Source organism: Rhizobium sp. RAF36, assembly GCF_052114105.1.
Lineage (GTDB): Bacteria > Pseudomonadota > Alphaproteobacteria > Rhizobiales > Rhizobiaceae > Rhizobium.
Genome location: NZ_JBFREC010000005.1, coordinates 139,067 through 159,144, shown reverse-complemented (window position 1 = coordinate 159,144; position 20,078 = coordinate 139,067). Strand labels below are relative to the sequence as shown.

The following is a 20,078-nucleotide window of genomic DNA, read 5'->3' as shown; positions in this document are numbered from 1 at the left end:
CGCGGATAGACAGGTTCCGCAAGAGGGACTCGCGCGATGAGAACATCCAAGGTCATCCATGTCGTTACCTGCCATGCCGAAGGCGAGGTGGGGGATGTGATCGTCGGTGGCGTCGCGCCGCCGCCGGGCGAGACCGTCTGGGACCAGTCCCGCTTCATCGCCAGCGACGAGACGCTGCGCAACTTCGTGCTCAACGAGCCGCGCGGCGGCGTCTTCCGCCATGTGAACCTCCTGGTGCCGCCGAAGAACCCGAAGGCGCAGATGGGCTGGATCATCATGGAACCGGCCGACACGCCGCCGATGTCCGGCTCGAATTCCATCTGCGTTTCCACCGTGCTGCTCGATACCGGCATCATCCCGATGCAGGAGCCGGAGACGAAGATGATCCTCGAGCCGCCGGCCGGTCTCATCGAGGTCACCGCCACCTGCAAGAATGGCAAGGCCGAGCGCATCAGCGTCAAGAACGTCGCCTCCTTCGCCGACAAGCTCGATGCCAGGCTCGAGGTCGAGGGCCTCGGCACGCTCACCGTCGATACCGCCTACGGCGGCGACAGCTTCGTCATCGTCGATGCCCACGCACTGGGTTTTGCGATCGCACCGCACGAGGCCCGCGATCTCGCCGAACTCGGCATGAAGATCACCAAGGCGGCCAACGAACAGCTGGGTTTCGTCCACCCCGTCAACAGCGGCTGGGACCACATCTCCTTCTGCCAGTTCGCCGCGCCCGTCGTCGTCGAGAACGGCATCCTGACCGGCGCCAACGCTGTTGCCATCCGCCCCGGCAAGATCGACCGCTCGCCGACCGGCACCGGCTGCTCGGCCCGCATGGCGCTTCTGCATGCGAAGGGTCAGATGAAGGTCGGCGACAAATTCACCGGCCGCTCGATCATCGGCTCCGAGTTCCATTGCTCGATCGATTCCGAAGCCGATATCGGCGGCAAGCCCGGCATCGTGCCGATCATCTCCGGCCGCGCCTGGGTGACGGGAACGCAGCAGCTGATGCTCGACCCCTCCGATCCCTATCCGTCCGGCTACCGCCTGTCCGATACCTGGCCGATGGAAAAGCAAAGCGGCTGAACCGCGCCACGGCCCGCCAATCATTCAAGCAGACAAGGAATACGCAGTGCCCAATTCCCATATCTTCGGCAAAGACTATGACGCCTTCCTGTTCGACATGGACGGCACGCTGGTGAATTCGATCGCCGTGGTGGAGCGCGTCTGGGGCGACTGGGCAAAGCGCCACGGCCTGGAACCTGAGGTCTTCATGAAGACGGTGCATGGCGTGCGTGCCTCCGATACGGTCCGCAACCTCGGCCTGCCGGGCGTCGATCCCTTCCACGAAGCCAAGCTGCTGCTGGATGCCGAGATGGAAGATGTCGAAGGCATCATCGAAATCCCCGGCGCCATCGATTTCGTCAAGAGCCTTCCCGAGGACCGCTGGGCGATCGTGACCTCCGCCCCTGCCGAGCTCGCCTTCAAGCGCCTGAAGGCGGCCGGCATTCCGCTGCCGAAGGTGATGGTCACCGGCGAAGAAGTCTCGGCCGGCAAGCCGAGCCCGGAATGCTACATCCTCGGTGCCAAGCGCCTCGGCGTCGATCCGGCCCGCTGCCTCGTGTTCGAAGATGCCGTCGCAGGGATCCTCGCAGGCGAGGCGGCCGGCGCCGATGTCGTGGTCATCACCACCACCCACGCAACGCCGTTCGAAACACCACATGCCGAAACCGATAGCTACGTGAATTACCGCGCCGAAGCCAAGCCCGGCGCACTCGTCCTCTCGACGGCAAAATAAGGCCACGGCTTTTTGCAGGTGGAGCTCCTTTTTCCACTTGCATTCAAGCCGTCGAAAAACTAAACGATGCAAGCCGTTTAGGCAGGTCGGGGCGTAGCGCAGCCCGGTAGCGCACTTGACTGGGGGTCAAGGGGTCGCAGGTTCAAGTCCTGTCGCCCCGACCATTTAAATCCTTGAAAACCCTAGTCAAAACACGGATGAGCCCTTGGAGGGCTTATCTGTTTTGGGAATGTTACGTGTCCAAATTGGCGCTACGTGACGCAAGGTCCCGAAAAGTCCCAAACAGAAGTTACCTCGCTTGTATGCTTTATTGTCAGCGCGGCCCGGCTGATTCCTGTTCTGATCAGGTTTTCTATTACGTAAGCAACTTCTTGCGCGAAACACCGGCATCAAGCCGCCCCTGACTGCGGCAGTAGTTGGCCCTTGGTCCAACTATACTTCGCCTGACCGCGGATCGAATATGGCCGCCTCGGCGAGGTCCCGCTCTCCAGCCTCAGCGGCACTCGCCACAATCCGGCATCGAGCGCAGTGCCGCGCATCGTCGCTGAACGGGTCTCGACCGACAAGGGGATGTCCGAAATGCCGCGGATCTACGAACTTCGCCTCGCAACGGCGGTTGCGCTCCTGCTGACCTTCAGCGGACTTCCTTTCGTTCCCGGAGCGTCGCAGAGTGCGTGGGCGCAGCAAACTGCGGCCGCCGACGCGCCGGCAGACACGGACGATGCGGCGGATCCGTTGACGGATGACGAGCTCGCGGTGCTGGTCGCGCGCATTGCGCTCTATCCCGACGATCTCGTTGCCTTGGTGACGTCCGCCTCGCTCTATCCGCTGCAGATCGTCGAGGCGCAGCGCTATCTCGATGATGCCAAGAAGGATACGAAGCTGAAACCCAAGGATACTTGGGACGGTAGCGTGATCTCGCTTTTGAACTACCCCGATATCGTCAAGATGATGAGCGACGATCTCGACTGGACGCAATCGCTAGGCGAGGCCCTGGCCAACCAGCAGAAAGATGTCCTCATCGCCATCCAGCAATTGCGCGACAAGGCGGTGGCCGACGGCATCATCAAGACCGACGACAAGATCAAGGTGGTTCAGGAAAACGACAACGTCGTCATCCAGTCGGCAAGCCCCGAGAAGATCTACGTCCCGCAATATGCGCCAGAGATGCTGTACGAGCCGGATTACGCGCCGCAGCCGATCAGCTACTACCCCGACTATTATCCGAACTATACATATCCGACCGCGCCCTTCTTCGCCGCCGCCGTAACCGGCGCGATCTGGGCGGCAGCGGTCGATTGGGACGACTGGGGTGTATGGGGCGGCCGCTGGCGCGGCGATGTCGATATCGACTGCGACCACTGCTTCAACAACATCAACGGCAAGGTCAATTTCAACGATATCGACTGGAAGAACGTCGATCGCAGCAAGATCAAGTTCGACCGCGACCAGTTCAACAAGATCGACCGCAACTCCATCAAGAACAGCATCAAGGCGAGCGACCGCAACAGCATCAAGGCCAAGGCGAATGCCATCGGAAACAGCCGCAATACGGCAATCCGCAACAAGGCCGGCAATGTCAGTGTCAAGGATATCCGCAACAGCAAGATCGATGCGGACCGGATCAATCGCGACAAGATCAACCGCGACATGGCGTCGAAGATCGGCAACAAGCCGGGTCAGGGCATTGCCGGGCGTACGCCGTCGGCCAGGCCTGCGGGCAATCTGGCAGGCAAGGCCAGTTTCGACCGTCCGGCAGGAAAGCCGAGGCCCGCGGCGCGCCTCGACAAACGCCCGAAGAAGCCATCCGCTCTCGGCCATGTCGATAATGGCAGACGGGCACAGATGCAGTCCGAACGGGGCCGGTTGGCCATGGGCGGTGGGAGCAGGCCCAGCTTCGGAGGCGGCAACCGCGGCGGCGGGCACGCGATCGGCGCTGGTGCCGGCCGGGGAGGTGGACATGCGATCGGACGCGGTGGTGGCGGCGGGCATCGCTCCGTTCCCCATCGCGGTGGCGGACGCCGCCGGTAACCCCTCGAGCAAAGGAAGACAGTCATGATCACGACAGTCCGCACCATGATCCTGAGCTCGGTCTTTACCGTCGCTCTTGCCGGCTTTGCGGCATTTCCGGCGGCCATCAATGCCGCCGAGCCAACTGAAGGAATGGTCATCGCAGGCTTTGCATCGCAGACCGATCCGCCGGCATTCGACACGCCTGAAGCCGCCGTCGATGCCTTCAAGGCAGCGCTCGCCGCCGACGATTTCGACAAGCTGGCCAGCCTGCTCGGCCTCGATGCCGCCAAGGCCAAGGCGGGCGAGGGCGTCATGGACACATATGCCGAGATCCGTGACGGCGTGAAGAAGCAGCTTACGGTGCGCGACGTTGATGGCGCCAAAATCCTGGATATCGGCGACAAGCTCTGGCCGTTGCCGTTCCCGATCGTCAAGGGCGAAGACGGCAAATGGTCCTTCGATACCTATGCCGGCTTCGAGGAGATCATTAACCGCCGCGTCGGCGAAAACGAGCTGCAGGCGATCGCCACCATGCGCGCCTATGTCGATGCGCAGAAAGAATATGCCGCCGAAGACCACGATGGCGACGGCGTTCTCGAATATGCGCAGCGGCTGATCAGCAGCGATGGAAAGACGGATGGCCTCTACTGGTCTCCCGATCTCGGTGCGGGGGAAAGTCCCGCGGGCGCGGCCTTCGAGACCGATGCGGCTCTCAGGAAGGCGAAGGCCGGGGCGGGATATTTCGGTTACCACTACCGCATCCTGACGGCGCAGGGGCCGAACATTGCCGGCGGCAAGTTCGACTACATCATCAACGGCAACATGATCGCCGGTTTCGGGCTGATCGCCTGGCCGATCCGCTACGACGAGACGGGTGTCCATACCTTCATGGTGAATGCCAATGGCACGGTCTATCAGGCCGACCTGGGCAAGAACACCGACGCGATCGCCGTAGGGATCAGGACCTTCAATCCAGACGACAACTGGGAAGTGACCGACGACTAGAACCGCTCGCGCGGACGAGGGGATTTGCATGGACGATACGCATGCGGGCGCTCCCCGGTCGAAGGAGTTTCTCGCGTCCCATGGCGGACCTTTCTACGAGCTGCAGCGCCGGCTGAAGCTTTTGCACGACCATGCGCTGATGTCCGGCCGCCGCGCGGTGCTTTTCATCGGGATAGCCTGGGGCGGGCCGTTTCTTCTTGGGCTGCCGCAAAGCCTTTCCATCGACACATCAGGCGGTCTGACCTACCTCACGGATGTCAGTGTCTGGGCGCGGTTTGTCATCGCCATCGGAGCCTTCGTGCTGGCTGAGCAGCAGGTCGAGCAGCGGTTGCAGGAAGAACTCCGCCATGTGGTTTCCGCACCTGTCATCGCGCCATCGTCCTTCGCCGGTGCTGCCGATGCGGTCAATGACGCGCTGCGGCGACGGAATTCGAACCTGGCAGAGATCATTTGCCTGCTGATCGCCATCATCGCCGCCTGCGTCGTGCTCCGGCATCAATATGTCACAGACAAGCCGTCATGGGCGGTGATGACCGCACCGGCGGGTAACGTGGTTACGCTTGCGGGATGGTGGTCGATCGCCGTCAGCATTCCATTGTTCTGGTTCCTTGTGACCCGCGGGCTGTGGCGGCATCTTGTCTGGTCTCTGTTGTTGCGCCGCCTGTCGTGGCTCGAGCTGCGGCTGGTCGCCACACATCCGGATGGCAAGGGCGGGATAGGCTTTCTGGCAGATTACCCAAGCGCCTACGTGACATCCGTTTTCGGCGTCAGTTGCGCCGTTGCCGCGACTCTGGCGCAGAACCTGCTGCAGGAGACGGCGACGCTGACGAATATCTCCATTCTGATGGTGGTCTGGCTGGTCATCATCCTCGGCCTGTTCGCCTTTCCGCTATCGGCCTTCTCCAGACCGCTGCTTGAACTCAAGAAGGTGTCGATGGCTCGCCTCAGTGCCCAGGCCACACAGTATCACCGGATGGCCGAGCGTAAGCTCACCGGCAGCAATGCCGTTGCAGCGACCGGATCCGAACCGGAAGATGTCACCGATCCGACGAAGCAATACGAGCTGACACGCAAGCTTTCACCAATGCTGTTGAGCCACGCCGCACTTCTGCCCGTCTCCGCGGCGGCGCTGCTGCCTTTTGCAATTCTCGCTTCGACACGCGTGCCGTTCAAGGAAGTCCTCTCGCTCGTCAAGAAGCTTCTGTTGCTTTGACGCGCCACGATTGCTCAGGGATTCGAGGTCAAGATGTTCAACTTCTTCATAGGTTGCCTGTTTGCGGCGAGCGTTCTGGTCGCAGCACCCTTGGCATATTCGCAGGCGAATTCCGGTGCGCGTGCGCCATCGATCCTGCCGAAGGCCAGTACGGATGATCTCGACGGAATGACCAAGCGGCGGCTGGTCAGGATTCTGGTGCCCTTCAGCAAGACCATCTATTTCCTCGACAAGGGGCGTCAGTTCGGCACCGCGGTCGAATTCGGCACCGCGCTGGAAGAGGAACTGAACAAGGGGAAGACGAAGGAGATCGATCGCATCCGTGTTGCCTTCATCCCCACCAGCCGCGATCGCCTGATGCCTGCGTTGATCGAAGGGCAGGGCGATATCGTCATGGCCAATCTCACCATCACGCCGAAGCGGTTGGAACAGGTGGATTTCAGCGCGCCGATCTACACCAAGGCCAGCGAGGTTCTGGTGTCTGGGCCTTCCGCACCTGCCGTCGGGAGCGTCGATGATCTTGCCGGAAAGGAGATCGCCGTTCGCCAGACCAGCAGTTACTACGAGCATCTTATCGCCATGAATGACAGGTTCCGCCAGGAGGGCAAACAGGAGATCGTCATCAAGCCGATCGACGAGAACCTTGAGGACGAGGACCTGATGGAGATGGTCAATGCCGGACTGCTGCCATGGACGATCGTCGATCAGTACAAGGCGGACATCTGGTCGAAGGTTTTCAAGGACGTGACTGTTCATCCCGATATCGCGGTGTCGACGGACGGCCAGACCGCATGGGCGCTTCGCAAGAACAGTCCGCAGCTCAAAGCCGTGCTCGACAAGTTTGCCGAGACCCACAAGGTGGGCACGGCTTTCGGCAACATGCTGCGGACGCGCTACTTCAAAGACGACAAGGTGCTGAAAAGGGCCTATTCCCCTGCCGACATCGAGCGGTTTCAGACGCTTGTCGAAGTCTTCAGGAAATACGGCGGCGAATACTCGTTCGACTATCTGATGCTGGTCGCCCAGGGCTATCAGGAATCGCAGCTTGACCAGTCCAGGCGCAGCCCGCGCGGCGCGGTCGGCATCATGCAGCTTCTTCCTGCAACCGCCGCTGCAAAGGAAGTCGGCATCAAGGACATTGCCAAGAGCGAGGACCGCAATGTCGAAGCGGGCGCAAAGTATCTGCGCCACCTTGTCGAGGTCTATATCAACGATCCCGGGATCACCGCCAAGGATCGCCAGCTTATGGCCTTTGCCGCCTATAATGCCGGACCGGGAAACCTCCGCAAGTTCCGGAAGAAGGCGTCAGAGCTGGGGCTGGATCCGAATGTCTGGTTCGGCAATGTCGAGAATGGCGCCGCCGCCATCGTCGGCCGGGAAACGGTTCAGTATGTCAGCAATATCTACAAATACTACGTGGCGTATAGCTTGCTGCAGGACCGCATGGCCTTCGACCGGCGTTCTGCCGGTGCCGGCGACGTACCTAAGAACTGAAGACCGGGATCAATCGTCATCCGGCCGGAACCGGCGTCGGCTGTCCGTATGGCAGTTGGCCTTGGGTCCAATAGAAGCGCACTTTGAAACGTGGCAGAGTCGGCACACGCAGGCATTCGAATTCACCGGTGAAGCGCGAGGCGAACCATGAATGTAAGGTCGGCAGATATCGTCCAGCCAGCACGGGAAGGCGCTCCCGCCGGCATGGTCTTCGTGCCCGGTTCGACCTACGTCATGGGTTCCGATGACCACTATCCCGAAGAGGCTCCAGCGCATCCGGTGACGGTCGATGGCTTTTGGATCGACGAGGCTCCCGTCACCAACCGGCAGTTCCTTACTTTCGTCAATTCGACAGGGCACATTACGTTCGCTGAGAAACGGCCGCTCGCCGAAGATTATCCGGGCGCTGACCCGGCCAACCTCAGGGCGGGATCGCTGGTCTTTACGCCGCCCGATCACCCGGTTCGGAGCCGGGACATCAGGCAATGGTGGGTGTTCACGCTCGGAGCAAACTGGCGCCATCCCCTCGGCCGCAAAAGCAGCATCGGCACTATTCTCGATCATCCGGTGGTTCATATCGCCTATAGCGACGCACTGGCATTCGCACGCTGGGCCGGCAAGGAGCTGCCGACGGAGGCGGAATGGGAACTGGCCGCGCGCGGCGGGCTCGACGGTGCGGAATTCGCCTGGGGCGATGAACTCGCGCCCGGTGGCGTTCACATGGCCAATACCTGGCAAGGCATCTTCCCCCACGAGAACCTCGAAGAGGACGGGTTCGCCCGGACGTCGCCGATCAAGACCTATCCCGCCAACGGCTACGGGATCTACGACATGATTGGAAATGTATGGGAATGGACGGTCGATTTCTGGACGACACAGCATCCGCAGCCGGCCGCCAAGCCGTGCTGCATTCCCAGAAACCCGCGGGGCACGGATGCCGGCGGCAGCATCGATCCCCGTCAGGCAGAGCTGCATATTCCCCGACGCGTTCTCAAGGGCGGCTCTCATCTCTGCGCACCGAGCTACTGCCGCCGTTACAGGCCGGCCGCTCGCCACGCGCAGGAGATCGATACGACGACCAGCCATGTCGGCTTCCGTTGCGTGCGGCGGACGGGGCAGAACGGCTGAGATAGCAGGCACGCTTACGGCGATGTTTACGCTAACATTTACCGTAACGTACTTGTGGCCCCGGATGCTGATGCAATGGTCCTCGCATGGTGGGATCACTGGTCTTCGACGGCCCTCAAACGATGTTTGCAAGATTTCGTTCGCGGCTGGTTGCCGCGGCTATCCTGCTTTTCGGCTTCCATTTTGCCGGCCCTTCCCTGGCTGAGCAGGCGCCGGCGCCCGTCAAGCGTATCCTCATCCTCTACGAGAACCAGGCTACACTTCCTGCCGTCGTCCAGGTTGCCGCCGGATTGCGGGAAAGCATGCTCGCCAACATGCCGATCGGCATCGAGGTCTATAGTGAGTATCTCGATACGGACCGGTTTCCCGACCCGGCAAACGTCACTCGCATCGCGGGCTATCTTGCAAGCAAATACGCAGCGACGAAGTTTGATGTGGTGATCGCCGGCGGGCCGGGCGCGCTGCAGTTCGCACTCGACCATCGCGCCACCATCGGCAACAATGCGCCCATCGTATTTGGTGCCGTCAGCGACGTGTCGCTCCGAACCCGGACGTTGCCTGTGGATGTGAAAGGCGTGGTCAGCCATTTCGACGTCCGCAAGACCATAGACCTTGCGCTGACACTTCAGCCCGATGCCAAGGAGATCGTCGTCATGACCGGCTCGTCCGGCTTCGACAAGAACTGGCAGGCGACGGCCAGGGAGACGCTGACCGACAGCTACAAGGGGGTACCCGTCAACTACCGAAGCGGTCTGACGATCGATGGCTTCAAGGCTATCGCTGGCAGTCTCCCCCGAGACGCCATCCTGATGGTCCTGAACATTTTCGAGGATGCCGATGGCCGCAAGTTCTATCCCCGCGATGCGACGCAGGCGATAGCCTCGGTTTCCAAGGCTCCCGCATACAGCGTCTACAGTTCCCATTTCGGCGCGGGTGTTGTGGCGGGATATGTCGGGACATTCGAGGATATCGGCAAGGAAATGGGAGCCACCGCAGCCAGGCTCGTTGCCGGCGACATGTCCGGACCGCAAACACATCTTGTCAAGGATGGACCGCTGGTCGACTGGGAGCGGATCAAGCACTGGGAGATCGATCCGAAGCTGATACCCGACGATGCCCAGATCCTCAACTACGAGATGTCGCCATGGGAAAAGTATCGGGTCGAAATCCTAACGATGCTCGCGGTGATCCTTCTCCAGGCTGCCACTATCGCCGCGCTCTTCCTGCAGCGGCGGCGCCAGCTTCGGCTTCAGGCAGAGCTCAATCTGGAACGGCTGGAGCTCGCATATCTTTCCCGAACCTCGCAGCTCGGCGAATTGTCGGGCGCGCTTGCTCATGAACTCAATCAACCTCTGACGTCGATCCTCTCCAATGCGGAGTCCGGTGCCCGTCTTCTGGAGAACGAGCCGATCGATATCGGCGAGCTTCGCGACATTCTGAACGATATCGTCCTGGACAACCGGCGTGCGGCAACCGTTATCACCCAGTTACGACGGTTGATGATCAGGGGCGAAACGACCTTGGAGCGAATGGACTTGAACTACGCGGTGACGACCACGCTGGCACTGGCGCGCAGCGAACTGCTTGCGCGTCAAACCCAGGTCGACCTGCTGCAGGATATGCCAGATGTGCCGATCTGCGGGAACCTGCCGCAGCTTCAGCAGGTTCTGCTGAACCTTTTTCTCAATGCCACGGACGCGATGGCGCATCTGCCGCCAACGCAGCGTGAGATTGCAATTCAGACCAAGAAGCGCGATGATGGCACGTGCGAGTTGACCGTGACAGATCACGGTATAGGCATTGCCTCCGGCCGTCATGGCGAGATCTTCAAGCCTTTTGTCAGCACCAAGAAGTCGAGCCTCGGGCTCGGGCTGGCTATCTGCAGATCGATCGTACAGGCCCACGGGGGGACCCTGCAGTTCGATGAGAACTTCGAAAAGGGCGCGCGGGCGGTACTCGTCCTGCCGTCTGCATAGAGGGGAAAGCACGATGAGCGATACCGCAGCAGTGACCGTCTTTCTGATCGATGACGACGAAGCGGTCCTCAAGGCCCTGAAGCGTCTTTTGGGCGCGTTCGGGCATCACGTCGAGGCGCATACCAGCGCCGAAGCGTTTCTCGAGCTGCACGATCCAGAGGTCCCGGGATGCGCGATCGTCGATCTCGGCCTGCCGGGCATGGACGGGTTGGCGGTGCAGGAGCTTCTTCTGGCGGAAAGCGTTGAACGGCCCATCATCTTCCTGACCGGGCAGGCGGATATCCCCGCCACGGTCCGGGCGATGAAGGCGGGCGCGATCGATTTCCTGACCAAGCCGGTGAATGCGGCGTCGCTGATGGCGGCCGTCGCCACGGCAATTGAGCGCGATGCCGGCGCGCGGCAGGCCGGGGAGGAGCGGCGGCAGATCGAACAGCGGATCGCCTCGCTGACCGCCCGCGAGCGCGAGGTCCTCACCTGTGTCGTTGCCGGGCGTTTGAACAAGCAGATTGCCGCAGAGCTCGGCACGGTCGAGAAGACAATCAAAGTTCATCGCGGCCGCATGATGGAAAAGATGGGCGTCCGCACGGTTGCCGATCTCGTGCGGATGTCGGCGGCAGCACACCATTGACGCGAAGTTGCTTCGGCCTGCGCGAGCTGATTGGTATTGGACTGAAGGCCAATTCCTGATGGCAGGCGCATGCTGTAAGACAGCGTCATGGAGAGCGCAAAACTCAGAGTGGCTATCGTGGACGACGACGAGGTCGTGCGCCGCGCCTTGCGCCGGATGATCGCTTCCCTGTCCTTCGATCCTGTCGAATTTTCGGCGGGCGAAACCTTCCTGGCCGCGCTGCTGACGACGACGTTCTCCTGTGCGTTGATCGACATGCACATGCCGGGCTTGAACGGCATCGATATCGTCCTGCGGATGCGGCAGGACGGGCATCTGGTTCCGGCGATCATCATTACCGGCGGCGATGTTCCAAAGATGCGCGAACGCTGTCTGAGAGCCGGGGCCGCAAATTACCTGGTAAAGCCCGTTGAGCGCGAGACGGTGTCGCGCGCGATCAGGCTGATATTGAACTGATCCGCTGCCAAGCGACTCTACCTCCTTGCTCCGGCAGACTTTCATGCCGCATTCACCCGTACCGTCATCTCGCTGCTGCTATCGCAATTTCGGATTCTTCGCGAGCGCCGCCTGCACGCGCCATCCGCCTATTGGACCTAAGGCCAATTACGGCAGTCATTCGCGATGGTGTAGTTGATACCGTGCCAGTTCGCCGGTCACCGGCCAGCCGGCAGGCTCCAATCTGACGGTTGTCAGGGGATGGAAGATGAACGAGGCCGAGACCTCCACAGAACTGTCATCGCGACGTACGGGCATGTCGTTCCAGCGCACGCGGATGAGCGCCGACCGGACGCTGATGTCGGTCATCCGCACATCGCTTTCGCTGATCGGCTTCGGTTTCACGATTTTCCAGTTCTTCGCCAAGCTGAAGGCCGCCGGCACACTCGAAAGCGGCTCGCCCAAAAATTTTGGTCTGGCGCTGGTGGGGCTCGGGGTGGGCATGCTGATCGTCGGGATCGTCTACCATCTCCAGTTCATGTCCGGCTTGCGGGGCTTGAGGCACGACATGGTGGCCGATGGCCTCATCCACGGCGAGAGCCGCTTCCCTGTCTCGTTCACCATGATCATCGCCGTCCTTCTGCTGATGACCGGCGTGCTGGCGATTGCCGGCATGACCTTCGGAGCGGGACCGTTTGGCTGACCGTCGAAAGGAAACGCAAGCGTGACCCTTGCTCAGATCATCCCCCTCGTTCTGACGGCCAGCATCTTCCTCAACGTATTGGCGCTCGGCCTCGCTGCCAATCTCGAAGATGCTACTTATCTGTTCCGGCGGCCATGGCTTCTGCTGCGCGCCGTCCTGTCGATGAACGTCCTGATGGTACTCATCGTCGTCGCTTGCGCTTCGATCTTCGATCTGACCTTTCCGGTGAAAGTCGTGCTGCTGGCACTGGCAGTCTCGCCGGTGCCGCCGCTTTTGCCGACCAAGGAACGCAAGCATGGGGCGACCCGATCCTATGCCGTTGGCCTTCTGGTTTCGGCAGTGCTTCTCTCCCTTGTATTCATCCCCTCGTCGATCGAATGGATCGGGCAATACTTCGGCCGGGAGACGCATGTTTCGGCATCCGATATCGCGCCTGTGATCCTGATTTCGGCGATCGTCCCGCTGGCCATCGGCATCCTCGTTCACCGGCTGATGCCGGATCTCGCGGAGAAATTTGTCCGCCCGGTGTCACTGCTGTCGATGATCCTCCTGGTGCTCGGCGCCTTGCCCATCCTCCTCACGATGTCCGGCGCGATCTGGACGACGATCGTCAACGGTTCGCTGATCGCGCTGGCATGCTTCACGCTGATCGGGCTTGCTGTCGGGCACATCCTGGGCGGCGGCCCCGATCCCGGTAATCGCACGGCACTTGCGCTCGCCACGTGCAGCCGCCATCCGGGCATGGCGCTGACGATCGCCTCGCTGAATTTTCCGGATCAGAAGGCGGAGTTCATGGCCGTCGTCATCTTGCATCTGATCGTCGGAGCGCTGGTTTCCATCCCCTATCTGCGCTGGCGCATTAGCCGCGATCGGGTGGCATGGACGCCGCCGTGACATCGGTGGTGAACCGCGTGAAACGCTTTTCAGCAGGAGACGGCAATGGAAGAATGGCTTGTCTACCTCACCGAGCGCGCCGTCGTTCTCATCAATGGCGCTGCTCTTGTCGTCGTTGTCTACGGCACGCTTGAAGCCTTCGTTGCGGCGATCAGGATCATCGTGGCCGGGCGCCTGTCCGAGGAGGAACGCAGTCTCGTCTGGCTGACGTTCGGCCGCTGGCTGGTTGCCGGTCTCAGCTTCCAGCTCGCGGCTGACATCGTCGAAACGTCGATCTCGCCGAGCTGGGAGGAGATCGGGCGCTTCGCGGCAATCGCGGTTATCCGGACGTTCCTCAATTTCTTCATCAATCGGGATATGGGCGAGCTCCGCGAGCGGCGGAAGGAAACCGCGCGCGAGCGGCAGGCGGCCGCCGCCCCGGAATAACAGGAGGCCAGCGAGGCTGAAATTCCGGCGCCGGATCGAGACGTTCCGGCGGCAGATGCCTGTTGCCGCATGATAGGCTGATAGCATTCCTTAGCCGATGTTTTCGCACCCTTAGGTGGACCAAGGTCCAACTGGACGAGCACCGGTTCGCAGAGCAGTTTTCCCCCCGCAAGCACATTTCGGCGACGCCCTGCGCGCAGTCCAATCAAGAATTGGCACGGCACACCGACTGTACCTCATCGGAAAAAGGAACTCAGAAATGGCGACCAAGAAACCGAACGTTCTAATCATGTGGGGAGACGATATCGGACAGTCGAACCTCAGTTGCTACACCAGGGGCCTGATGGGCTACAAAACGCCCAACATCGACCGCCTTGCGAGCGAAGGCATGATCTTTACGGACTCCTATGCGGAGCAGAGTTGCACGGCGGGCCGTGCCGCCTTCATAACCGGCCAGTGCGGTCTGCGGACCGGCCTGACTAAGGTCGGCCTTCCCGGCGCTGAACTGGGCCTCAAGGCCGAAGACATCACCATTGCTCAAGCCCTCAAGCCGCTCGGCTACCGGACCGGGCAATTCGGCAAGAACCATCTGGGCGACCGCGACGAACATCTGCCGACGGTGCACGGCTTCGATGAGTTCTTTGGCAACCTCTATCACCTCAACGCCGAAGAGGAGCCCGAAGAAGTCGATTACCCGAACGCGAAGGACTTCCCCGAGTTCAGGAAGAAATATGGTCCCCGCGGCGTCCTCCATTGCTGGGCGGATGGAAAAGGCGGTCAGAAGATCGAGAATACCGGCCCGCTGACGAAAAAGCGCATGGAGACCTGCGACGACGAGTTCCTGGCGGCGGCCAAGAAATTCATCAAGGCTGCCCACGACGCCGGCGAGCCGTTCTTCGTCTGGTTCAACACGTCACACATGCATGCGTGGACGCATGTCAAGCCGGAGAGCCGCGGGCAGTCCGGACGTTGGCAGTCGGAATATCATGACGTGATGATCGATCACGACAAGTGCATCGGCGAGATGCTCGACTTCATCGACAAGCTCGGAATTGCCGACAATACCTTCGTGCAGTACAGCACTGACAACGGTCCGCACATGAACACCTGGCCGGATGCGGGCATGACGCCGTTCCGGTCCGAAAAGAACACAAGCTGGGAAGGCGCCTATCGCGTTCCATGCATGGTTCGTTTCCCGGGCCATATCAAGGCCGGGTCGGTGTCGAACGGGATCATCAGCCACCAGGACTGGTTTCCAACCATCCTTGCCATAGCCGGCGAGTCCGATATCAAGGAAAAGCTGAAGAAGGGCCACAAGGTCGGCGATACGACATTCAAGGTCCATCTCGACGGCCACAACCTGCTGCCCTACCTGACAGGTAAAGAGGCCGAGAGCCCGCGCAAGGGCTTCATCTACTTCACCGATGACGGCGACGTCGCGGCGCTCCGATACGACAACTGGAAAATGATGTTCATGGAACAGCGTGTCGAGACGACGCTCAAAATATGGCTGGAACCGTTCGTCGTGCTGCGCACGCCGTATATTTTCAATCTGCGGATGGATCCATACGAACGCGCGATACAGACCTCCAATACGTTCTACGATTGGATGTTCCGGCACATCTATCTGCTTGTGCCGGCCCAGGCAGGCGTGGCGGAATTCCTGTCATCGTTCAAAGAGTTTCCGCCCCGGCAGAAATCTGCGAGCTTCAGCCTGGATCAAGTGCTCGAAAAGATGACGGATGCATCGGCCAGCGGAGGGCATTGAAGCCCTGACGCCAGGCTGTATAGCGCTGGAGAGAAGAAAGAAAGGGTGCCCCGGTCGACAAGGCCGGGGCACATCCGCCTTAACGAGAAGGCATCGGTCTACTGTGTTTGGATCGGGCATAGGATGGACAACTGGCGCCTCAAGTCGAGATCAAGGCGGCGCGGCTTGCCTTCCGCGCGACGCTTTCGTCAGGGTAGCCCGCCGTATTCTTCTTTATAGCATCCGCGCCAACCCCACCAAATTTGGCCGTGGCGAATTGTGAATAGTCCTCGCTTTTTCTCCGCTGCGGGCCGTATTCTTTCACCCATGCGCCATAGCGGCGCATGGGGGCGGCCATGACCGATCGCAGATTTGATGACAGTCCGCGCGGGCAGCTTGCCGAGGCGTTTCAGGCCTTGTCCGAGGCGGCGGTGCGCGCGGGTTGGGGTGACGGCGATGTTGCGCGCGCGCTGTGCGAGCTTGCCGAGGAATATCTGATCGAGATCAGCGGCAAGGCGATCACCGATGGCGCCCTGCATCCGCGTCTGGCGGACGTGATCCCGATCCGCAAACACTAAAGCGTGATCGGCACTATTCCAGCAGTCCTGCCGTGCGAACGGCGGTGATGAAGGACAGCCGCGCCTTTCCGGCGCTGATCAGCCCATCGAGCGCATCGAGGCAATGCTGCATGGCGATGCGGTATTCGCGGCCGCGCTTTCCTGGCCAGCGCTTGAGGAATTCGACAGCCTCCCAGGCGGTGGAAATGATAAGGTCTGCGGTTGCGGATTTGACGCGGACGGGGGAGGGGAAATTTCTCTGACTCATGACACGATCTTCGATACTGAACGGAACCTGCCAGCAAACGCCCGCCCGCTGGCTTTGTTCCCGATAAATTTCCGGCAGTTGCAAAGCGTGAGATCGGCGCGCATAGTGAGCGCGTTCCCAATCCATTCGTGCCGTTGCGGATGTCCCGCATCAGGCCTTCATGAAGTGCTGCTGCGATGCTCGCCACACCCATCCATCCGCGCGACCTGCCGTTATTTTCGGAGGATCTCGACGTGATCTCGAATATTCTGGATGAAGTCTGCGAAGATCGGGGCGTTGGCCGCCGGACGCAGGAAGCCGAGCGCCTCGGCGCCGCGATGATCCAGCTCTACCGTCAGGGCGTCAGGGACGGCGCAAAGCTCGCCGCTCTGACCAAGGCCTACCTCTGAAGATTACTTCTGCTCGACGGAAATTCCGTTCTGGCCGATGCTGAGCTCGACGCCCTCAGGCTTGCGTTCTTCGTGGAAGATATAGGCCCCCAGGCCGACGACGACGACCAGCAGGGCGCCGATGACGAAATAAAGTCCATTGCTACGATTCAAGATGTTTTCCCTTAACGCGTTGATTGCGCGGCGGAAAACGCATGAGAACCGGTTTGGTTCCGTCTCAGTCGTCGTTGGTGGCGTTAAGCTCTTCTGGCCTCAGCCCGTCATCGCCGTTCGGGCGCGCTTTCAGCCGCACGCCGGGGCCGCCTTCGTCGTGACTGCCGCTGGCGATGAAGACGATGCCGGCAGCCTCAAGCGCATGCTTGGCGGCGAGAAACGCCTGCGGTTCTCCCGTGCCGGTGCCATGTTCGAGGGCGGAGACCGTCTGTGTCGAGAGCCCGGCGGCATCGGCCAGTTCCTCGATGCTCATGCCGGTCATGGCGCGCGCGCCGCGTATCTGTGTTCCTGTGATCATCAGAGGAATTGTAGCGCGGATGGCGCGCTTCTCAAGTGGCGCGGGCTGCGGTTTCGCCTGCCAATTCGCGCTGGTGGCGATGCTCCAGAGCCGAGCATCCCCAGACGATCCCGAACAGCAGATAGACGTGGCGCCAGTGGTCGATGTCGATGACGTTGCCGATCGTTGCGTGGCCGATGACGCAGATCCAGGCGATCATCAGGAACGGCTGCCAGGGGCGGTCCTTCAAGAGGTTCTTGAAGCCGAGGTAGATGGTCCAGATCAGCATCGACACATAGGTGACGAAGCCGAGCCAGCCGTATGTTGTCAGGCATTTCAGCCAGATATTGTGCTCGTCCTCGGGGAAAATCGTGCCGAATACCATCGGGCCGATGCCGAAGGGTCGTTCCATCATCATCTGGAAGCCGATGCGGTGGCGGTCGAACCGGCCGAGATATTCGCCGTCATATTGCTGGACAAGCTGCGCGCGGGTGCTGAAGAGATCGGCCACCTGCGGAATCTGCAAAGCGATCACCAAGGCGGCGACCATCAGGATGACGGCGGTCATCGACATCAGCAGGATCTTCAGCCGGAAGGCGCCGGTGCGCTCCTTCAGCAGCATGACGAAGATCAGGATGACGATCGTCAAGAGGAACAGGCCCCAGGCGGCGCGCGAGAAGGACAGGAAGACGCCGAGCGCCAGGATCAGCAGCGCGAAGGCGCGGATCGGCGAGCTCAAGAGGCTGCGCGTCAGCATCCCGTGCACAAGATAGAGGGAAGGGGCGACGAGGAAGGGGCCGAAGACGTTCGGATCCTGGAAGGCGCCCTTGGCGCGGTCGTAGAGGGTGAACACCTCGGAGCCGGGAAAGGCGTGAAAATAGCCGAGAATGCCGAGCGCAGAGGTGATGACTGCGGCAAAGACCCAAGCGTTGAAGATCAGCACGAGGCGCTTGGCATTGTCCTCGATGATCGCCGCATAGAAGACCGAGGTCAGCGCCAGAAAGGTGGAGACCGCCACATACATCGGGCCGCCGGTCATGTCCTTCATCTGCGTCAGCGACAGCATGCCCCCGACATTGAAGGTGAGGAGCAGGGCGAGCAGGATGCCGCTGTAGCGGGAGATGCGAAGGCCGAGGATGAACCAGATGCCGGTCAGCCCGGCCATCCAGAGCTCATAGGGCGCGGGCTCGTCGATGACGAAGCCCGAGAGGAACACGCCGAAGGCAACCATCGCCGAGCCGATCAGCCGCAGCGTCACGCGCTGCGGGTCGGAGACGCGCGCGTATGTCGCCTCGATCGCGCTCAATAGGCGTTTTCCGTGTTCAGCAGCCGGATCGGCGTCAGGAACAGGATCTTCAGATCGAACCAGAGCGACCAGTTCTCGATATAGTAGAGATCGTAGGCCGTGCGGAACTTGATCTTGTCGTCGTTGTCGACTTCGCCGCGCCAGCCGTTGATCTGCGCCCAGCCGGTGACGCCGGGCTTGACGCGGTGGCGGGCGAAATAGCCTTCGACGACATCGCCGAAGGCGCGGTCGCGGGCCTGGGCGAGAACGGCGTGGGGGCGTGGGCCGACCAGCGACAACTCGCCGCGCAGCACGTTGAACAGTTGCGGCAGTTCGTCGATCGACGATTTGCGGATGAAGCGGCCGACAGGGGTGACGCGCGGGTCGCCCTTGGTGACGGCGGCCTTGGCCGTGGGATCGCTCAGATGCGTGTACATCGAGCGGAACTTGAAGACGTTAATGATCTCGTTGTTGAAGCCGTGGCGCTTCTGCATGAAGAACACAGGGCCCTTCGAGGTCAGCTTGATGGCGATCGCCGTGGCGACCATCACCGGCCAGAGCAGCAACAGCGCCAGCGACGCAAAAAACAGGTCGAAGCCGCGCTTGGCTACCGAATCCCAGTCCTGGATCGGCTTTTTGAAGATATCGAGCATCGGCACGGTGCCGACATGCGAATAGGCGCGCGGGCGGAAGCGCAGGCGGTTGGCATGGGCGGCAAGGCGGATATCGACCGGGAGCACCCAGAGTTTCTTCAAGAGCTGCAGAATGCGCGCTTCGGCGCTGAGCGGCAGCGCGATGATCAGCATGTCGATGCGCGTCAGGCGGACGAATTCGACGAGCTCTGCGACGGTGCCGAGCTTCGGATAACCGGCGACCATGATCGGCGAGCGCTTCTCGCCGCGATCGTCGAAGATGCCGCAGATGCGGATGTCGTTGTCGGGCTGCAGTTCGAGCAGGCGGATCAGATCTTTCGCCGGATCGCCGCCGCCCACGATCACGGCGCGCCGTTCCATGACGCCGTTGCGCGCCCAGTTGCGGATGCCGTAGGCGACGAGGAAGCGGGTACCGATGAGGAAGAGACCGGAAAGCGAGAACCAGGCCAGATGGATCTGGATCTGCGTCAGCGATACATCGCGCACCAGCGCGAAGATCAGCGCCGTGACGATGAAGGCTGCGCCCCAGGACAGGAAGATCCGCGGCAGCAGCCGAACGCGCGAGCGCAGCGCCGGGATCGAATAGGTATCGCTGATCTGCAGGCTGATGACCGCAAGAGCCGCCGCCACAAAGGCCATGGCCACGCGTGCCCCAAAACTTTCGCTGCCGTCGCCCGGCCAGATCAGGAATGCCAGCAGGCCGATCAGGAATTGCGAGGCGAATTCGAACAGGCGGAACTGGCCGATGATGATCGAAGGCGAATGTGTGCCTTCGCGGAACTGCTCGGCGATCTGCAGCGCATAAGCGTTGATGGTCGCGGTCTCGTCCGGCTTTTCATCGCCGTCGCCACGCACATTGATGTCCGAAACCCGCTTTCGCAGCGTATCGACGTCGAACTGATCGTTCTTTTCTGCCTTGTTCATGAGGCTACCGCCGCTCGTTGATACGAACGGCTTAACACCAAGCCCCTAAGAAAGATTTACG

General features: G+C 61.1%; 21 protein-coding genes and 1 tRNA gene. 17 read left to right on the top strand and 5 right to left on the bottom strand.

Annotation, left to right across the window (positions count from 1 at the left end; genetic code table 11):
* Nucleotides 1-36 precede the first annotated feature (36 nt).
* The 16 genes from AB4Z25_RS18825 to AB4Z25_RS18750 all read left to right on the top strand — a co-directional run bounded on the left by AB4Z25_RS18825 (nucleotide 37) and on the right by AB4Z25_RS18750 (nucleotide 16,029).
* Nucleotides 37-1,077 carry a trans-3-hydroxy-L-proline dehydratase gene (locus AB4Z25_RS18825; protein ID WP_112537470.1) on the top strand — a complete coding sequence of 347 codons (1,041 nt, stop codon included), beginning with the start codon at nucleotides 37-39 and terminating at the stop codon, nucleotides 1,075-1,077.
* A 97-nt stretch (nucleotides 1,078-1,174) separates the two neighbouring features.
* Nucleotides 1,175-1,789, top strand: coding sequence for an HAD family hydrolase (locus AB4Z25_RS18820; RefSeq protein ID WP_442208855.1), 615 nt, complete (start codon nucleotides 1,175-1,177; stop codon nucleotides 1,787-1,789).
* Between the two features lie 87 nt (nucleotides 1,790-1,876).
* A tRNA-Pro gene (locus AB4Z25_RS18815) sits at nucleotides 1,877-1,953 on the top strand.
* Nucleotides 1,954-2,368: 415 nt separating this feature from the next.
* On the top strand, nucleotides 2,369-3,820 hold the full coding sequence (locus tag AB4Z25_RS18810) for a DUF3300 domain-containing protein (RefSeq protein ID WP_112537584.1): 1,452 nt from the start codon (nucleotides 2,369-2,371) through the stop codon (nucleotides 3,818-3,820).
* 24 nt (nucleotides 3,821-3,844) lie between these two features.
* On the top strand, nucleotides 3,845-4,807 hold the full coding sequence (locus AB4Z25_RS18805) for a DUF2950 domain-containing protein (RefSeq protein ID WP_112537468.1): 963 nt from the start codon (nucleotides 3,845-3,847) through the stop codon (nucleotides 4,805-4,807).
* A gap of 28 nt (nucleotides 4,808-4,835) precedes the next feature.
* A complete protein-coding gene (locus AB4Z25_RS18800; protein WP_442208824.1) occupies nucleotides 4,836-6,020 on the top strand; it encodes a hypothetical protein in 1,185 nt (394 codons plus the stop codon).
* 33 nt (nucleotides 6,021-6,053) lie between these two features.
* Nucleotides 6,054-7,514 (top strand): transglycosylase SLT domain-containing protein, encoded by a 1,461-nt coding sequence (locus AB4Z25_RS18795; RefSeq protein WP_442208823.1) that lies wholly within the window; start codon nucleotides 6,054-6,056, stop codon nucleotides 7,512-7,514.
* Between the two features lie 147 nt (nucleotides 7,515-7,661).
* A complete protein-coding gene (locus tag AB4Z25_RS18790) occupies nucleotides 7,662-8,642 on the top strand; it encodes a formylglycine-generating enzyme family protein (protein WP_442208822.1) in 981 nt (326 codons plus the stop codon).
* A gap of 122 nt (nucleotides 8,643-8,764) precedes the next feature.
* A complete protein-coding gene (locus AB4Z25_RS18785) occupies nucleotides 8,765-10,618 on the top strand; it encodes an ATP-binding protein (RefSeq protein ID WP_112537583.1) in 1,854 nt (617 codons plus the stop codon).
* A 13-nt stretch (nucleotides 10,619-10,631) separates the two neighbouring features.
* Nucleotides 10,632-11,246, top strand: a complete 615-nt coding sequence (locus tag AB4Z25_RS18780) for a response regulator transcription factor (RefSeq protein WP_112537464.1) — start codon at nucleotides 10,632-10,634, stop codon at nucleotides 11,244-11,246.
* Between the two features lie 108 nt (nucleotides 11,247-11,354).
* The gene (locus AB4Z25_RS18775; protein ID WP_442208821.1) at nucleotides 11,355-11,702 is read left to right on the top strand and encodes a response regulator transcription factor; all 348 of its coding nucleotides are present in this window, start codon (nucleotides 11,355-11,357) and stop codon (nucleotides 11,700-11,702) included.
* Between the two features lie 247 nt (nucleotides 11,703-11,949).
* Nucleotides 11,950-12,384: a YidH family protein gene (locus AB4Z25_RS18770; protein ID WP_442208820.1), complete on the top strand. Its 435-nt coding sequence runs from the start codon at nucleotides 11,950-11,952 to the stop codon at nucleotides 12,382-12,384.
* Between the two features lie 21 nt (nucleotides 12,385-12,405).
* The gene (locus tag AB4Z25_RS18765) at nucleotides 12,406-13,278 is read left to right on the top strand and encodes a Na+-dependent transporter (RefSeq protein WP_112537463.1); all 873 of its coding nucleotides are present in this window, start codon (nucleotides 12,406-12,408) and stop codon (nucleotides 13,276-13,278) included.
* Nucleotides 13,279-13,323: 45 nt separating this feature from the next.
* Nucleotides 13,324-13,704: a DUF1622 domain-containing protein gene (locus tag AB4Z25_RS18760; protein ID WP_112517992.1), complete on the top strand. Its 381-nt coding sequence runs from the start codon at nucleotides 13,324-13,326 to the stop codon at nucleotides 13,702-13,704.
* Between the two features lie 259 nt (nucleotides 13,705-13,963).
* A complete protein-coding gene (locus AB4Z25_RS18755) occupies nucleotides 13,964-15,472 on the top strand; it encodes an arylsulfatase (protein ID WP_112537462.1) in 1,509 nt (502 codons plus the stop codon).
* Between the two features lie 335 nt (nucleotides 15,473-15,807).
* Entirely contained in the window at nucleotides 15,808-16,029 is a 222-nt protein-coding gene (locus tag AB4Z25_RS18750; protein ID WP_112537460.1) for a hypothetical protein, read from the top strand.
* A gap of 13 nt (nucleotides 16,030-16,042) precedes the next feature.
* Here AB4Z25_RS18750 and AB4Z25_RS18745 read toward each other — a convergent pair whose 3' ends face one another.
* Complete coding sequence (locus tag AB4Z25_RS18745) at nucleotides 16,043-16,276, bottom strand: DUF982 domain-containing protein (RefSeq protein WP_112517002.1); 234 nt, start codon at nucleotides 16,274-16,276, stop codon at nucleotides 16,043-16,045.
* A gap of 176 nt (nucleotides 16,277-16,452) precedes the next feature.
* Between AB4Z25_RS18745 and AB4Z25_RS18740 the strand changes: the two genes are divergently transcribed.
* The gene (locus tag AB4Z25_RS18740) at nucleotides 16,453-16,665 is read left to right on the top strand and encodes a hypothetical protein (protein ID WP_112537459.1); all 213 of its coding nucleotides are present in this window, start codon (nucleotides 16,453-16,455) and stop codon (nucleotides 16,663-16,665) included.
* 3 nt (nucleotides 16,666-16,668) lie between these two features.
* Here the strand turns inward: AB4Z25_RS18740 and AB4Z25_RS18735 are convergent, their stop codons facing one another.
* The 4 genes from AB4Z25_RS18735 to AB4Z25_RS18720 form a co-directional block, all read right to left on the bottom strand.
* A complete protein-coding gene (locus tag AB4Z25_RS18735) occupies nucleotides 16,669-16,818 on the bottom strand; it encodes a hypothetical protein (RefSeq protein ID WP_310298328.1) in 150 nt (49 codons plus the stop codon).
* 64 nt (nucleotides 16,819-16,882) lie between these two features.
* Entirely contained in the window at nucleotides 16,883-17,176 is a 294-nt protein-coding gene (locus tag AB4Z25_RS18730; protein WP_112537458.1) for a helix-turn-helix transcriptional regulator, read from the bottom strand.
* A 31-nt stretch (nucleotides 17,177-17,207) separates the two neighbouring features.
* Nucleotides 17,208-18,461: an O-antigen ligase family protein gene (locus AB4Z25_RS18725; protein WP_112537457.1), complete on the bottom strand. Its 1,254-nt coding sequence runs from the start codon at nucleotides 18,459-18,461 to the stop codon at nucleotides 17,208-17,210.
* A complete protein-coding gene (locus tag AB4Z25_RS18720) occupies nucleotides 18,458-20,017 on the bottom strand; it encodes an undecaprenyl-phosphate glucose phosphotransferase (RefSeq protein WP_112537456.1) in 1,560 nt (519 codons plus the stop codon). The genes AB4Z25_RS18725 and AB4Z25_RS18720 overlap by 4 nt, the downstream gene beginning before the upstream one ends.
* Between the last annotated feature and the right edge of the window lie 61 nt (nucleotides 20,018-20,078).